Annotated in this window: 12 protein-coding genes; 2 read left to right on the top strand and 10 right to left on the bottom strand. The window is 39.1% G+C overall.

Going from position 1 to position 16,846, the window contains the following annotated elements; translation table 11 throughout:
* Positions 1 to 79 precede the first annotated feature (79 nt).
* The 8 genes from OZZ83_RS07615 to OZZ83_RS07580 all read right to left on the bottom strand — a co-directional run bounded on the left by OZZ83_RS07615 (position 80) and on the right by OZZ83_RS07580 (position 12,763).
* Positions 80 to 412, bottom strand: a complete 333-nt coding sequence (locus OZZ83_RS07615; RefSeq protein WP_278023580.1) for a DUF4176 domain-containing protein — start codon at positions 410 to 412, stop codon at positions 80 to 82.
* Positions 405 to 5,513 carry a type VII secretion protein EssC gene (essC, locus tag OZZ83_RS07610; protein ID WP_278023578.1) on the bottom strand — a complete coding sequence of 1,703 codons (5,109 nt, stop codon included), beginning with the start codon at positions 5,511 to 5,513 and terminating at the stop codon, positions 405 to 407. The genes OZZ83_RS07615 and essC overlap by 8 nt, the downstream gene beginning before the upstream one ends.
* Positions 5,494 to 6,663, bottom strand: coding sequence for a type VII secretion protein EssB (gene essB / locus OZZ83_RS07605; protein ID WP_278023576.1), 1,170 nt, complete (start codon positions 6,661 to 6,663; stop codon positions 5,494 to 5,496). The genes essC and essB overlap by 20 nt, the downstream gene beginning before the upstream one ends.
* Entirely contained in the window at positions 6,660 to 6,938 is a 279-nt protein-coding gene (locus tag OZZ83_RS07600) for an EsaB/YukD family protein (RefSeq protein ID WP_002345640.1), read from the bottom strand. Before OZZ83_RS07600 ends, essB begins: the two co-directional genes overlap by 4 nt.
* A 1-nt stretch (position 6,939) precedes the next feature.
* Positions 6,940 to 7,449: a hypothetical protein gene (locus OZZ83_RS07595; RefSeq protein WP_002345639.1), complete on the bottom strand. Its 510-nt coding sequence runs from the start codon at positions 7,447 to 7,449 to the stop codon at positions 6,940 to 6,942.
* Positions 7,446 to 10,844, bottom strand: a complete 3,399-nt coding sequence (esaA, locus tag OZZ83_RS07590; RefSeq protein ID WP_278023574.1) for a type VII secretion protein EsaA — start codon at positions 10,842 to 10,844, stop codon at positions 7,446 to 7,448. The genes OZZ83_RS07595 and esaA overlap by 4 nt, the downstream gene beginning before the upstream one ends.
* A gap of 179 nt (positions 10,845 to 11,023) precedes the next feature.
* Positions 11,024 to 11,317 carry a WXG100 family type VII secretion target gene (locus OZZ83_RS07585; RefSeq protein ID WP_002310516.1) on the bottom strand — a complete coding sequence of 98 codons (294 nt, stop codon included), beginning with the start codon at positions 11,315 to 11,317 and terminating at the stop codon, positions 11,024 to 11,026.
* Between the two features lie 558 nt (positions 11,318 to 11,875).
* Positions 11,876 to 12,763, bottom strand: coding sequence for an Rgg family transcriptional regulator (locus OZZ83_RS07580; protein WP_025478078.1), 888 nt, complete (start codon positions 12,761 to 12,763; stop codon positions 11,876 to 11,878).
* Between the two features lie 459 nt (positions 12,764 to 13,222).
* Here OZZ83_RS07580 and OZZ83_RS07575 point away from each other — a divergent pair, with 459 nt between their 5' ends.
* Both OZZ83_RS07575 and OZZ83_RS07570 read left to right on the top strand, forming a co-directional pair.
* Positions 13,223 to 13,930, top strand: coding sequence for an AzlC family ABC transporter permease (locus tag OZZ83_RS07575; RefSeq protein ID WP_002348207.1), 708 nt, complete (start codon positions 13,223 to 13,225; stop codon positions 13,928 to 13,930).
* Positions 13,917 to 14,240 (top strand): AzlD domain-containing protein, encoded by a 324-nt coding sequence (locus tag OZZ83_RS07570; protein ID WP_002310520.1) that lies wholly within the window; start codon positions 13,917 to 13,919, stop codon positions 14,238 to 14,240. The genes OZZ83_RS07575 and OZZ83_RS07570 overlap by 14 nt, the downstream gene beginning before the upstream one ends.
* 84 nt (positions 14,241 to 14,324) lie before the next feature.
* Here OZZ83_RS07570 and OZZ83_RS07565 read toward each other — a convergent pair whose 3' ends face one another.
* Positions 14,325 to 15,362 (bottom strand): zinc-binding alcohol dehydrogenase family protein, encoded by a 1,038-nt coding sequence (locus tag OZZ83_RS07565; protein ID WP_002316877.1) that lies wholly within the window; start codon positions 15,360 to 15,362, stop codon positions 14,325 to 14,327.
* A 324-nt stretch (positions 15,363 to 15,686) separates the two neighbouring features.
* Entirely contained in the window at positions 15,687 to 16,670 is a 984-nt protein-coding gene (locus OZZ83_RS07560; protein ID WP_278023570.1) for a tRNA dihydrouridine synthase, read from the bottom strand.
* Positions 16,671 to 16,846: the final 176 nt, after the last annotated feature.

Genomic DNA, 16,846 nt, shown 5'->3' with positions numbered 1-16,846 from the left:
GTACTTCTAAAAAGAGGAAACCTTCCTCTTTTTAGAAAGAATTGCAGTACTGTTTTCTTTAAAACATTTTGCAAAACAATTAGAAACCAAATGTTTCAGTCACTTGGCTTTCTTTTTTTGCAGAAGAATCAAGGTCGTTTTTCCATTCTTGGTATATCTCTAAAAATCGTTCCTCTTCTTCATCCGAATATCCTTTGAATACTACTTTATCGATGTTTTCATGATTAAAGAAAATAGTCGTCTCTGGATTCAAGCCCGTTGGATATAAGGCAGCCATATAATCTGCAAAGGTATCTTTTCCAGTCACTTGATCTGTGTATACCACACCTCGCCCTACTACTACTAATTTCTGTAATCCTTCTTCCAATAACACGATGCTTCCTAATGGTAATAATTCTTGTTTTTCAGTCATTTATTTTCTCCTCTTTTTCTGTACCTTTTATATGCTTATTAAAATACTTCTCTCCGTACCATTCCAATTGTGTTTTGCCTTCCCATTCACGATATTCTTCAGGATATTTATATTTGTAATAACCGTGTAAAAGATATGGGAAGAATAAATAAGCTTCTACGATAATCACTGCAATATCCATCGCTAGCCACATTCCTAAAATACCTATAAATCCTACAAGATCTGTTCGAACTTCATTACTGCTTGGGAAAATCAGCTTCCATAGCGCAACTATAATTACAACTAACCAGCCATATTTCATCACTAGTTTTAATACTTTTTCTACCAATTTATCTATTTTATCTTTCTCTTTTTCTGTTTCGTATAGCACATTTTCTAATGATCTTTTTTTAGTCCTAAATACTATATAACCTATCATTACTAATATACTCAGTAACAAGCTCATGCCTATTAACGTCAATGGTTTTAAGAAGAATGTTATGAATAACAAGTTCACTTCTAACAGTAGCCAAACTATATATAAGTTTATATTAAACTGTCCTTTTATTCTTGAAAGATAATATTCTCCTTTATCTCTAAAAATTATTACTAAAATAATCCATAGAAGAAATAATACATAGAATAGTTCTATTGGTAAAAAATTAATATCTGGCTTTGGGACTGTACTCTCCCCTAATTCTCCTTCGCTACCTTTTGTAGATATAAATGCGATTAAAAAATTAATTCCTACTAAAAATAAAATGAGTAGAGTACCTATCCCTCTAGCAAATATCTTTCTTCCGCCTTGAGGATCAGGTAATCTATTGACATCTTTATTCATAAAAGTAACAAAAGGATCATCTAATAAATTCAAACTTTGATAAGTTGCATCGATTTTTGTTAAATTATCAAAAACGATTACTTGTAACTGCTCTTTCCCGTTGGCTAATACCTGCGCAACTTCTTCAGCGTCCAAAGATAATTTATCTGTAAAATTCACTAACCCATTCACAACCACCAAGCGCTTCTTCACGTTACTTTCTAACATAGCGTCTATCGCTTCTTTCAATTCGACATTTTGATGACTGATTTGTGTTCGATCAATGTAAACTGCTACCTTGTCAGCTATTTTCTCTAAAGTACCTGAAACATCAATGATGACAATATCTGCTTCTGATTGAAACCCTGTGACTTGTTGGATAAACCAAGGAGTCAATAGTTGGAATTGTCTATTGGATTCTGTGAAAATCCCCAATGTTTTTCCTTGAAATAAATGGAAAGACTCAGGTATTGATGATAACTTATTCAATCCTAAATAAAACGCATCTCTTTCTTTTTTCGGTACAAATCCATTAAATGTTTCATACGTCAATTCACTTGGAACCATCGGAATTTTTTCTGGTCTTACGCCATTCCATGCTTGTTCCATCGAAGATACTTCTTTTTCTAAATGTTCAAGAATTGCTGCATTATTTTCTCCTGCCACTGGTAAATAAATTTGGATAGCTGCGGGTTCATCGAGTACAACTTGGCCACGCCCATTAATTGATTGAGGAACAAGGCTTGCACGACCTACTAAGCTGGTGATTTCCGTTTCATCATTCAAATATAGAGCTATTTTGGTAGAAATATTACTCAGCATATTCGTACGAATGCTACCTACTCGATTGGCAGTAAAAATAAGATAGCATCCTAAACTCGCACCATCACGAAGCAGCTGTAGGAGTAGTCCATCGATTTTTTCCTTACGCGTATCATCCGTGCTTAGACCATCATAGCTATCAAGAACTGTAACAACGATTGGTAATGTTATTTGCCTTTTTGTTTCATATTGTTCAAGATTTGCTACGCCGCATTCTTTGAATAACTGTTTTCTTTCTATTAATACAAGAGAAATCCTATCCAACATTTTTTGCAGCTTTTCGTCTTCCTCCAAAGTGACAATGTCTGCTGTGTGAGGCAAGTTTTTTAATGGCAATAGACCATTATTCCCAAAGTCCAATAAATGAAAGTGAATCTGTTCCGGCGTGTTCTGACGTGAAAGATTCATCGTAATCGTTTGTAATATTGTTGATTTTCCGTACCCCGGACTTGCAAATATAGCAGTGTGGCTAGCTTTTACCAAATCATAGTTATAGATTTCTTGCGTTTGTCTGGACGGTATGTCTACTACTCCAAGCGGGATATCCATTTTTCTTTCTTTCGTTTCTTTCACAGACGGCGTCACGATCTGGTCTTCCAGATTGGGTAACCAAGGCTTCTCGGGGAGGATATAATCCGACTGTTGAAAAATTTGATCGATCTTGTCAATCACTGCCTCTAGTTGCGTTGGTAATTCGCTAGTATCTTTTCCTTGAATCACTTCCTCACCAGGATCATAGAGCACCTCTGATTGCCCTAAATCATTGATCATAAAAATCCGTTCGTCCACATTCTCTTCGATTATTTTGTCTGGATCATATGAAACACCGGCATAACCGCTTTGGAATAATTCATATACTTCATTTTCGCCAACTTTAAGATAACCACGACCAGGATTTATGATTTGAGCAGCATCTGGGGTTTTTAGTAATTCATTCGAATCTTGGACACTAGCCATTTTAAGTGCGATTTTACTTGTACTATTTGCTTCAATCTGATCATTTACCACACCAGATGGCTTTTGTGTGGCTAGAATCAAATGGACTCCTAGCGATCGGCCGATTCGTGCTACTGAGGTCAATTCTTCTAAGAATTCAGGAACATTTGCTTTTAATTCAGCAAATTCATCTGAAACTAAAATCAAATGTGGTAATGGTTTACTAGGATAAGTGATAGCTGGATTAGGGTTTAGACGTTGTTTATATAAACTCATGTATCCATTGATATTGTTTACTCCATATTTAGCAAACTCTCTTTGTCTTTTGTTCAGTTCTGCTTTGATACTTGCCAATGCACGAGCCGTCCCTGCACCATCTAGATTAGTAATTGCCCCCATGAAATGAGGTAATTTTTCTAATGTATTTGCAATTCCTCCACCTTTCCAATCAATAATCAACATTCCGATATCTTCTGGAGAAAAATTAATCGCCAAACCTAGCAAATAGGTGGTCAAAAACTCCGATTTTCCTGAACCAGTCGTTCCTCCAACGAGTGCATGTGGACCATGAACCCGCTCATGCAGATCCCAATAGACATACTCCGATTTTCCTCTCCAGCCAATCAAAGAACGAATTGATTTGTTTGGTTCAGCTTTCAACCAGCGAGTCCGAATAGAAAGTTCTTCTATTTTTTTCACTTCGTATTGATCTAATAAACTAAGACTTTCCGGCACCGCATTCTTCTCCACTTCCACGTGCTGCAAGTTCGCTAAACGCTGGATGGCTTGCTCCAGTGGATAGCTAGTTGGCAGATGATTTGGCAAGAAGGTCTGATTGATGTATTCGCTGTTTTGATTGATCAGGGTAGCAGATTCACTACTTTGATATTCGATGAGCGTTGTCGTTGTCTCCGGTAGCATGTTCAAGGCTTCTTTTCCCCAAATGACTGTCACACCGTACGGACTCATGTCTTCAGCCAGAAATTCATTCAATCCATGACCTGAAAGCCAGCTTTCATCAAGGATCGAAAAAATGTAATGCGGCTGAAAAACAACTGTTTCATTTCCGGCTTCTTTGACTTGCTGGCGTCGCTTTGTCAGCATTTGATAAAAGGAATTCAGGACCATGTCCCGTGACTGTGCGTGATGGACGATTCCCCGAAGATTCAAATGTCGGATCTTCGTATGGGGTAGCCAGCGCCAGGCACTCCACTCCTTTTGATAATCCGCTTCCGGAACCAATGTGATGAATTCGACATCTCGGTACGAATGAAGAACCGATAATTGGAAAAGGATGGTTTGGACGGCGGTTCGCAGTACAGCAGATGGTCCTGCTAATCCTAGCGTCTGATCCTTTAGCGGAACGACGATTGGCGCTTCGTCCAACTGTTTATAAGGCCAGACGAGCTGTTCTTCTGCTTCTTTGCTCAAATCATCTTCTTCTGCTGGCTGGTAGTTCGTCTTGAAACTGGAGATAATTTCTCCTGTGCCCACTCGAATATTCAAAAAATCTTCATTGCGGCTCATACGCTCATAGATCCGCGCATGATATTCTTTAGCCATCACAGCCAAATCATCTATAGAAGGATTCATATACGCTAACGCTTCTTTTTGTTTTTGCTGCAGCTTGTTCAGTTCTGATTTTTTTTGAAGCATATACTGGCGGTAGGTGGTTTCCCGTTCCTCGTTTGTTCGTTTCGTTTCTTTTTTATTGGTCAGATAACTGGAAACTGAAAAACCAGCTGTCAATAGACTCGCACCACCCATGCTCAGCATCATGATCGGGTTTCCTCCGCTAAGAAAACTTGTGGCACCGCTTAAAACGACCATACCAAGTGGTGGCACGATTGTTTTCAATAAGTCATTCCTGCCTTCTGTTTCTTTTGGTTTCGGTGCAAGGATCTCGATTTCATTCGCTGGTTCTTTCAAATGGATACGCGGGCTTCTTCTAAAAAATGGGAAATCATCCGGATATTCGGGAAGAAATGTTTCTTCTACTAGTTTCCATGGATCCAGCTGATAGTTTGTGCCCAGACTGGTGAAACGCAGCTGCTTTTCCCGAACTTCGATCACTAAACGATCGACCATCAACCGATCTCCTACGCCAAAGGAAAATGTACCTTCTTGTACAAGCTGATTGTTATAGTAAACATGTTCCTTACTCGGATAGATCTTCAGCTGATATTCTTTGGTTTTAGGATCGATAGGAATTGAGATCAATGCATCTGTTTCTAAAAAAACTGCCGATTTTTTCGCTCCGGAGATCAGAAAATCTTTTTTTGGCTTATTCGTAAACACAGTTTCTAGCTCTTCATGTCTTAAAATCAGCAAGTGCTCATCTGACTTGATTGGTTTTCCGTCACACAATAACTTCTGGTCTTCATAAGTGAAGCTTTGACCGTTAAGTACGACTTGACGCTGTTTCTCGGTGAGTTGTTCATGGACGAACGTTTCACCAAAATAAAAAATATCAAAGAGGATCTTTACAGATGTCCGGATTTGATCACTTAATGGGACGAACCGATCAGTTGGCTTCATTTCCATCTTCTCCTCCTAACAACTTCATGTATTTATTGATCTCTTCTTCATACTTTGTGAGCAATTCTTGTTTTTTCTCACCTTTCATCTTGTTGTTGGTCTTTGTTGCATCGTATAACTTGGTATAAGCGTGTAAGATATATTGATTGTCACCAAGATTCTTAGCGACATCCAATGCCTTATCGAAGTTCCCTTTTCCAGCATAGATCCAGTAAAGCAATGTGTTGTCGCTCGATTTAAGGGACAAGTTATTTAAAATAGCTGCCTTTTGTTCATTGGACAAATTGTCCAGTTGTACGGCACTGACTGCGGCAACATATTTAGCACCAGTGGGCAGTTTTTCAGGTTCGTCTTCTTTCAACGTATTCAAAACACCAGCATAATCATTGGCGATATATTGTGTCTCAGCGGAACTGATACGCTCTTGTGCCGGTAGTTTATCCAGAGCATAGATCCCTGTCGCAACAGCAAATCCGATTGTCGATACCCCCAATACCAAGCTGCTCCACTTAAAAATCTGATGATTTCTTTTGCTGACCACTTGTGTTTCTTTGGCTCGCTTTTGCTTTTGCTTCAGAATCTCCGTTGCCAGCAACTGATCGATGATTTCGATCGTATCTGCTTCGTTTATTTTTTTTGTAAAGGCATCTTTCAGCGTACCGCTGCCTTCAATCAGCAGTTCATAGTTTAATCTAGGATGCAGGATATAAAGGACCAATGCCCGATATTGCTTGATAAAATCATCTTCTTCATTGATATAAGGGACGATTGTTTCCATAAATCCTCGGTGCCCGATAACTAGTTCTTCTCCACGAACGAATAGATTAGCAGGATGGAGGAAAGGCTGAGCTGGACGGTGTAGAAAATCCGTTAAGAAATGGATTTTTTGTGCCAGCAGCAAACGGTGGAAGAGCTCTTCCTTTTTGACGACTTGCTCAAGCGGCAAGGTATCCGATTCTTTTTTATAGCGAATAACCAGCTTTTCTTCTGTTGCTTCTGTAATCTCTCCTGACAGCATTCGGATACCAGGTGCTAAAAAGTGCTGATACTGTGTCAGTTTGTCCAATCTATACTGATTGGCCTGCAGAGTCACCTCTATAGCGTTAGTCTCGTTCATAAATCCAATGGTTTGCTCGATGTTCTGTATTTCTCTCACAGTGGGTTTTCCTCCCTGTTTTTTTGTCTTTCGATCACTTGTAACTGATCGCCATTGCCTAAAGAATAATCAGCTAAGATGGCCTCATTTCTCAAATGGATGGGTTTATTCAAAAGAGCCAATTCAAAATTTTCGGGAAGTCGGATATGAATGATTGGAAACGACTCTTGTAAAATTGTTTTCAGTCGTGCCACAGTGACTTGGCTTGGGACTTTCAGATCGATGATCCGATCAGCTATATGCAGACTGATACTGATTGTTGTACCTTTTTCCATGCTACACGCCACTCCTGCTCCTTTTATTTTTGTGATAAGCTAATTGTTTCCCTAAAAATAGACCGATTCCTATGCATAGGCTTCCGCCAAGAACATAGCCGCTAAAGGTAACCAGCTGATTTACTTTCCTTTGCTGCATAGTCGAAGAAGAAGTACTTTGGACTGAAGCAACAGTGTCTCCTTCTTTGAAGAGATAAGGCATTACTTTTTGGTCAAGAGCTTCTGGCTCAGTCGTTTCCTCAAAAAATATTTTTTTCTGTGCAGTTGAGACCAGTTCTTTTTGTTTTGCTTTCAATTGCTGATCTTTCGCTTCTTTCTCCGCCAAAAACAAGTCGTTGATGGCAAATGAGACCTCGTTTCCGCTTGCTTCCGTTTGCTGATCCTCATAGATTACCTGATTGTTGATTATAAGAGACCCTTGTTCAGCATGCACACGTGTTCCGTCGAAGCTAATAGGAAAATGAACACTCAAAATACCGATGATCCAACAGATTTTCCTTTTTTTATTCATGATTCACGCTCTTTTCTATCTTGTTCTTCAGGAAGAACAATGAGATTCAGAAACAGTCCTAAAACAAGAAGGATGGCGATCACAAGATAACTGATCCAACTGATACGTCCGCCATTCAGCAGGACTGTAAAACCATTTTGGATATTTTGGAGCGGTGACAGCCGATAGAGAAACTCGGTGAATGAACCTATTTTGACCGTCACTCCTAATAATGGTGTGAGTATGAAATACAATCCTAGAACGCTACCGTAACCATATAAGGTAAGTTTCTTGAATTGCCGTAAACAGCCTGTGACAAGCAGCTGCATGCTGGCAAAGGTCAAAAAGGCATAGCTGAACCACAACAAGCGATTCGCTGTGCCAGCACTTGCACTGGTAGCACCAGCATAAAAACCGGCAAGTAAGGTCGTCACAAACGAAAGAAGGAAGACATTAGGAACGTTCAGCCATATCCTTGTCGGCTGAACCAGCAGATTGGCTTCTGTCACTTTACGTTTTTTCATAAATCCTAGTAATGAAAGCCCTGCGACCATAAGCAGAATCGCGCCAGTTAATGTTGCGTAATAAGGAACTAACGAGATTTGCCTTGTTTGTCCGAACACACCTTTTCCTTGGATCGGCCGTGACAGAAAATGGAAAACTTGTGTATTGTCTGCTCCGCCGTTTTTCGTGTTGGACAACACTTTTTCAAAGGTCTTTGCATATTCTTCGTTTTCTTTCGTTATTTGCTTCGATTGTTGAATCGATTGATCCAGATTGGTGAGGATCGTTGTCGCATTTGACTGAACATCAACTGTCGTTGTTTTTAATTCTTCGATTACCGGCGCGATATCTTTGACTTCTGCAGCAGATTTCTCGGTGCTAGCAGCCGTTTCTTTGGATGATCGCATCAGTTCCTGCATCGTTTGGACTAAAGACTCTGTTTGGTTAGCAATTTGTTTCATCTCGTTTTCTTCAGGATGTGGATTTTCTTCATTGATCACTGATGTGGCTTCGATTTTTGCTGTTTCGCCCCATGCATTGTATGCATCCTTGATTTGCCGGTTGGCATCTGTGAACCATTGATTCAATTTATCTGCTTCCTGTAGCAGTTTTTCCGGGATGGTCATCAGATTCAATGTGCCGTAAAGCGTAGGGCTGACTTCTTCTTTATTCTGATCTGTTTCATGCCCAATGACCGCTTGCAGTCGATTGATCTGAGTCTCGGTGTCCTTGTAGATCCTGTCTCCTGATTTCTTGTATTCTTCATATAATTTATCGGTAATGACCGTTTGTTTCTCAGCATTCGTAATATTGTCATACCGACGATAAATCGATTGGTCTTTAGCTAATTCCAGAACTGTTTTCCCTTGATTTTCTGACGCACGGATCATGGCAGCATAAGACTGGACTGATAACGACTGGTTCGGATTACCGAAAAGAGTCGCGATTTGCTGCGCAGCAGTATCCAGTGCTTGTAAATGTGTCAGAATTTTAGGCACATCATCGATCAGCGGCTGATCCACCGGGAGATAGACGGCATAGTGATGATCGCTTTGGACCGTTTCGTTCCTGCACCATGAATAGTGAAGTTCATTATAAGATGTCGCTTGTTCTATTGAGTTCAAATGCCAGATGATCGGCAGGTTGACCGTGAATGTCACCTGTTTCGGCAATTCTTTTTCTTGCAGGTCATCTGTTGAATCTTGCGTACTTTCTTCCGTTTCTTCGATTTTTTCAGGTGCTGCGAATGTAAATTGATGATCTGAATGGTCGATGATCGTAGTTTGATAGCGATAAGGATGCAGTTCATCATTCACTAACTGTTCGATTTCTTGCAGCTTGGGACCATCTAGCATCACACTGACTTGTTCTTGCGAATCAGCTGGTAATTGGATCGAATAAGTATTCTCTTTTGTCGGGTCCATGGAAAGCGTGACTGTTTGCTGCGGAATGGTGATCATTTCAGAATGTCCTTGTCTAGGATCTAAATACGTGAAATGGACCTCTTTTCCCAATGGCTTGTTCAAATCATGGGCGTATTTTCGGACGATTGCCAGTTCATCCAAGTAAAGGGAAGCTTGATCAGGTGTGATCACTTGCTGTTTTGCTAATTCGTCCACTAACTGTTCCAAGCTCTTGTCTGGGATCTGAGCCAATGAGGTCTCTAGTGTTCCTTGATACTCAGCGTTCAATTTGGGTGTGTTCCCTCCCAAATCGGAAATCAGCTGGAGGATAGCTGTTTTCACTTGCTCGGTGGTTGCTGTATCAGGAGTAGCTGCAGGATCATTGTAATAAGTCGCTGCAATCTGGCTTTTCAACTGGGTCAACTGTTCTGTCTGGGCTTGTAGCTCAGCGATTTCTGCCTGAAGTTCCGTGATTCTTTTTATTTGTGTCACTTGGAAAAGAACCGATTCTGATAAAAAACCGGCGTACACACCTGTGCTTTCTTGTTCATTGTTGGTATAAAAATCACCCAACTGGGACAAGATTGTTTCATTCAATTGATCATGCTGCTTTTTATAGTCTGCCGTATCTGTTTCCCATTGTTCGTTGAGCTGCTTTTTTTGCATCGCTACTTGATCATTGAATTGTTTGATCGATTCTTTCAGTTTTTCATTTGCCTGCTTCGTGTAGTCCTCGACCGATTCTTTGACTGTTTCAGTCGATTGGCAGCCTCCTTCTAATCCTTGGTTGTTTCTGTCTAGCAACTCTTTGACCGACTGGACAAAGGCTTGCTGCTGGGCACTAAAAGACTGATTGTCTGTGTCTAAAATACTGGCTGTTTCCAGCACATTCGTATAATTGCCTGGGATTTCTTTGAATGGACTGTAAATAGATGATTCCAAATTCGTCTGATAGTTTACTTGTGTTCCGGCGATTTGATTCACGTTTTGCTGTGCTTCAAATAAATTCCCGACGATACTGGAAAAATACATTTGGATAATCCGCTGATTGAAGTCCGTTAAGATCATGTTGACATTGTCTTGAATCATTTGATTCGTGATTTCATTTTGTCCATCTCGAACTTGATATTCGATCAATGCTTTTTCCGGATTGATACTTTGCAGCGATAGCAATTTTTCAGAAAAATCTTGGGGAATGATGATTTGCGCATCAAATTGCCCGCTTTCTACACCAGCTGTAGCGATGTTTCGAGTGGTGGTTTCCCAGCGATTTTTACTGTCTTTATTGATCAATGTCACAAAATCCGAACCTAATGAATAATTTTTGCCTTCAAATACTGCTCCTTTATCTTCGTTGACTAGTGCATATTGCATTTTCCCTGTAGGATCAGTTGTACTGATCGTGACGTTCTCATCTTTGAAACCTAGATAGATGAAGAAAAGCAATAGACATAGACTGGCAATGATTGTCAGGAATAAAGAAACCTTTCTTTTTAAATTTATTTTCATATCAAAAACGTCCACTCCTTCCCAATGAATGACGAAACTTTTTTGCTTCAAGTAATAGGGCAAATTTTTGTGAAAACTTATTGAAAAATTTGTACAAAAATTGGTCCTAATACCTGTGTTGAACAAGCCCCTATTGAAAGGAAGAGGCGATGAGGGTTCTCACTGCCTCTTCCATTTGCTTAAAATCCAAATGAGCCAGCGTCTTGACGATCCCGCTCTGCCACAGTGTCAGCATACTTGTTCAACTGTTGATTGATGCTTTCCAATAACTGCTCCATCTGTTTGACATTTCCTTCCAGCTGATTGTATTGCTCTAAATATGCTTGGAAGGCTTGCCCTTTCCATTGTTGAGCGATTTGTTGGTTCATGGAATTGACCTTTCTGATCGCATCTTGGATTTGAGATGCTGCCTGTTGGTAGACCTTTGCCTGTGATTTAAGCTGTTCGGGTGTGACTGCAATTGCTCCTGCCATGTTTGTTCCTCCTAATAAAAAGTTATTTTTTGTTACGCGTACATCATAAACTATTTTTTGTCTATGTGGTCAAAATGTAGCATTCACGCACATCATGTGTCGTATACGATGTGTTATTTTACCTCTTTCTCCCTCCTTTTTTGACTGGTCAAAAATCCAAGAAAAATAACTATACAAGTCATTTCTAATCACACATATTTTTCTAAGTATGACCTTTTTAAATTTATTACAAATCACTTTGAAATAATTCTTAAAAACTAGCTGATATTTTAATGTTTTATGTTCTTTCTCAAAAAAATATAAAAAAACAGCTAATATTTACCTGACAATACTCCTCTATCCTCCTTTTTTTTCTATCCGGAACGAATATTCCTTCTTGTAAATGCAGATGATCCTCCTTCGTTTTATATGTGGTGAATATTCTCCCATTTATTAAGTACGTAAATATTTGAAAAAATTTTTTTGATTTGATTTTTTATTGTCTCATTATCCTTTTGATATTTTTCATGCAAAAAAATAGCCAAGGTATTTGATGTAACACCTCGGCTGTCTCTCTTTTTATTTGTCTACTACTAGTAATTCGTCTAATTGAAAATCGATTTCATAGATTCTTTCTACATTTCTCAAAAGATCATGATTCATTTTATGATATTTCGTTGCACCAAGTTGCTGACAAATCTGCAACGCTTGGTTTACTTTTTGTCTTCCTTTTTCATTTCCTTTGATCATCTCCCAGATTCCAGTGAGTAGGGAATACTGATTTCGTTCAAAGAACATATCTTCTTCTAAAAAGACTGCTTCAAGTTTTGAGATATATTTCCAAATTAGTCCGCGTTGTTGCTGCTGGATAAAGTGGATAATCGCGTTTGCCAGCATCCGAAAGCTCTCATTCTTTCGATCCTTGCTATTTTGATAAGCGGAAATACTGACTAATGCTTTATCTAACACTAAATCGATAAAGAATGGATCAAAAGCATACATACAATGATTGAATAACACCAACTCATAGTTCGTCCATGTCTGTGCATAAATCAGATACTGATAAACTTCTGAATCAGCAACAGCAATTGGCTCATCTACTATACGAGCAATCAGTAATTTACATAAACTAGCTAGATGTCTCTCCTTTTGAGTGATGTCTCCTTTTTCTTCGCACAGGCTGATCAAATGTTTTAATTCTTCTTTATCTTGATTCATAAATGCTAAAACCATTTCTTTCATCATCCGGTCCATGTTTGCCACTTCCGGCGGATAATCGAATATCCTCAGTTCATCATAACCAAGATTGAGTTTTTGTAAAAAATATGAAAATTTGCTAACTGTCGTGTCTGCTTGATTTTTTACAAACCGTTCGTAAACGGATCGGCTGACTTCCTTTCCGCATAATTCTGCTACGGAGATACCTTTTTGCTTTCGAACAAATTCGATGATCTCCCATACTTCCATTTTGCCAACTCCTTTATAAATATGGCTCTCCTTCAGTTGAAAACAATCGCAACATGATTTTGTATGAAATAACATATACCAATCCATCTGATCTTCATTTTTCATTTCTAAAAATCATTTTTTCGTAAGACGTTCCTTGTTTTTCATGATATCATCGCTGTTAAAACCAATTGTTCATTTACCAGTATTTTTAAAAAAACTTAATCATAATAGTTGTTTTATAATTTTAAAATCCATTAAGGGATAAAGAATAAGCGGTAAAATTATACATATAATACGTTATTTTATTTTTACTATATGAAATATACTCATTTTTATTTTTTCTAGTAGAATTTTATCTTCTAAGTATTCCCCCCGTATGAACTATTTACCATTGACAAACGTTGAACAAAAATTTAGAATATTCACAAGTTTGACGACAATTATGAAAATTTATGTCGTGCTAAAGGAGTTTTGTTATTGGATGAAAAATTAGATATAAAAACTGCGATCAAAGACACGTTACCTACCGTTTTTGGTTATATCGGTATTGGACTTGCATTTGGTATCGTTGGGAAAGCTGCCGGGTTTCATCCGCTAGTCGTCACGTTGATGTCCCTGCTGATCTATGCTGGTTCCGCCCAATTTATCACAGTCAGCATGCTTGCTAGCCATAGTCCGTTGCTTTCCATCGTTCTCTCGACCTTTCTAGTCAATTCCCGAATGATTTTGATGAGTATGACGATTGCCCCTTATTTCAAGAAAAATCGGCTACTTCAAAATCTGCTGATTGGCACATTGCTGACAGATGAAAGTTTCGCACTGGGAATGAATAAATTGAACTATACTGGACAAAAGTTAAACTTTCGTTGGATGAATACAGCTAATTGGATTTCTTATTTGACGTGGGTGGGTTCTTCTCTTGTTGGCGCATTTTTAGGTAATTTTATTACTGATCCGAAACAGTTTGGTTTGGATTTCGCCATCGTCGCTATGTTTATCGGCTTACTTTATCTTCAAGTCATTTCTGATAGAAACACCTCTAAACGATTACAGTTGATCCTGATTGGTTTCACTTTGATTCTGGTATATGTCGGACTGATTTTTATCCCAAGCAACTTAGTGATCGTAGTTGTAACATTGATTGGGTGCGGATTGGGGGTGTGGATCAAACATGCCTTCTTTTGAATTTACATTGCTGACTATTTTAGGTTGTACTCTAGCGACTTGGCTTTCTAGGGTGCTACCGTTTGTCTTACTGAAAAAATTCGACTTACCGCGACCGTTGCTTGAGTATTTAAGTTTTGTCCCAATCGTCATTATGTCTGCTTTATGGTTCAGCAGTCTATTTACCCAAAACATCGGACATCTGCCGCAGATTAATCTCGAAAATGCTTTGGCTTCAGTTCCTACGCTTTTAGCTGCTATTCTTTCAAAAAGCTTATTGGTGATCGTCTTGGTAGGTATTCTTTCCCTTTCATTGATTCGCTTATTATAAATAAAAAAACAGGAGCTTATGGCAAATTACTGTCATGAGCTCTTGTTTTTATTTATGATAAGAAGAAAATCGGCGTATTCCTACTTATCCGTTGAACGGACCACTAACAACGACTTTTCCTAACATATGTCCTGTTTCTACGTCTTTGGTTGCTTGTTTCAAGTTCTTCGCATTGATCCCATCTGAATAGACCTTGCTCAATGTACTACGGATAATCCCTTCGTTTGCTAAAGCAGCAATGTGCGCTAAAGCTTCTCCTTGCGTTTCGATTTCATAGTTATAGTCTGTTTTAGCGAACATGTACTCCCAGTCGAAACTGATAGATTGGTTTTTCCAAACACCTATGTCTAACGGCTCTTTGATTCCTACGATCGTTCCCACATGTCCAAATGGTCGGACAAGGTGCTTGATCTGATCAAAGTAGCGGGTAATATCAAATAATACAGCGACATACTCTACTTGATCGATTCCTAATTCACGAAAACTTTTACTTAAGTCTTGATGATAATCAATTGGATAGTCTACACCTGTTTTTTTCAGCCATTCAAAATTCTTCGGACTTGCAGTCGCATAGACTTCTAGACCAGCCCAATGCGCTAGTTGATTCAAAATCGAACCGACGCCCCCAGCTCCGTTGATCACTAAGATTTTTTTCCCGCGGTTGGCATTTTCTTCTGGAATCAGACCAAATTTTTCAAATAACAATTCATAAGCGGTCAATGAAGTCAATGGCAACGCTGCGGCTTCTTCATCTGACAGATTTTTCGGTGCAAGAGCGGCAATACGTTCGTCAACCAGTTGGTATTCTTGATTGCTTCCTGCTCTTGTTGTTGTACCTGCATAAAACACGCGATCCCCGACAGAAAATTTTTGCACTTCATCGCCTACAGCAACGACTTTCCCGACCCCATCAAACCCTAAGATACGCAAAGCATTTCTTATCCCATTATCTTGGCGAAGTTTCGTATCGACAGGATTGACAGATACTGCGTTGACTTTTACCAGAAGATCCTGTGGACTGGGTACAGGTACCTGTTCTTTTTCATCCATAAAGCTTTTGGGATCATCGATCGGCAACCCTTCATAAAAACCGACTACCTTCATTAATTCCTTTTCTGACATACGAATTCCTCCTTAGCTTCATCAAGTTGGAGCATCCATACAGTGTTCATTTCAATATATATAGTATGTTATTTGTTCCACCTTTTTTATCCATCATAATTATTCTCTTACTTAAAGTAAACTATTTGCACTTTTTTGGTTAAAAAAGAGGTTGCGACAAGACTTTTGTCACAACCTCTTATAAACGGTGTTCTCCTACCAACTCTTCGGTCACAAGTTACAATATTCATAAAATATGAGGAGCTATTTTTTGAAATTGCTCCTTGTAACTCAGAGTTAAACGGCAGGCTCACAACCTCTGATTCGCGGTGTTCAAGCAAGAAATCATCGTTCACTGAAAAGTGTTGGATGTTCTTTTTCAAAGGTGTCTAAGATCTCTCGTACTTCATCGGTAGATTTCGTATTCATCAACTGAACACGCAAGTCATTTGCTCCAGGAAATCCTTTGATATAGATTTTAAAGAAACGATGCAGTCCTGTGATCGAACGCGGGATGATTTCTGAATAATGATCTTGCAGATCTAGTTGCAGACGAAGTAGGCCAATCAGTTCTTTTTCTGTATGTTCCCTCGGTTCTTTTTCAAATGCATAAGGATTCTTGAAAATCCCCCGGCCAATCATGATGCCATCTACGCCATATTTTTCAGCCAATTCTTCTCCTGTCCGGCGATCGGGGATATCTCCATTGATCGTGATTAGTGTTTGCGGAGCGATTTGGTCACGTAAAGCAATGATTTTAGGAATGACTTCCCAATGTGCATCTACTTTACTCATCTCTTTACGCGTACGCAAATGGACAGAAAGATTGGCTATATCTTGATGAAGCAGGTGACTGATCCATTCTTCCATCTCAGACATTTCCGTATAGCCGATACGCGTCTTGACGCTGACAGGCAAACCACCAGTTTTACCCGCTTCAATCAATTGTGCCGCTACTTCTGGACGAAGGATCAAGCCACTGCCTTTTCCACGTTCTGCTACATTAGGAACTGGGCAGCCCATGTTGATATCGATTCCTTGGAAGCCCATTTCTGCCATAGCAATGCTCATTTCTCGGAAAAATTCTGGCTTGTCTCCCCAAATATGGGCAACCATCGGCTGTTCATCTTCTGTAAAGGTCAATCTTCCTCGTACACTGTCTTTTCCATCTGGATGACAGAAACTGTCTGAGTTTGTAAACTCAGTAAAGAAGACATCTGGTGCTGCTGCATGCTTTACGACATGGCGAAATACAACATCTGTTACATCTTCCATTGGTGCTAAAACAAAAAAAGGCTTTGGCAGCTCTTTCCAAAAATTAGTAGTCATTTATTTGTTACTCTCCATTCTATCAAGCAGTGAAGTCGCAATCTTTCTCAAAAACATTGTCATTATACTAGGAAACAAAAAAAGAAGCAAAGTGAACAGCTTAAAAGATGTTTCTGATTGAACAAAAAAGACTGTGACAAAAATCTTATCACAGTCCATTTTCCGGAATAAATGGT

The organism is Enterococcus sp. E5-162 (assembly GCF_035725965.1).
GTDB lineage: Bacteria > Bacillota > Bacilli > Lactobacillales > Enterococcaceae > Enterococcus_B > Enterococcus_B lactis.
The sequence above is the reverse complement of the archived record's forward strand: the minus strand, read 5'-3'. Positions and strand labels throughout refer to the sequence as shown.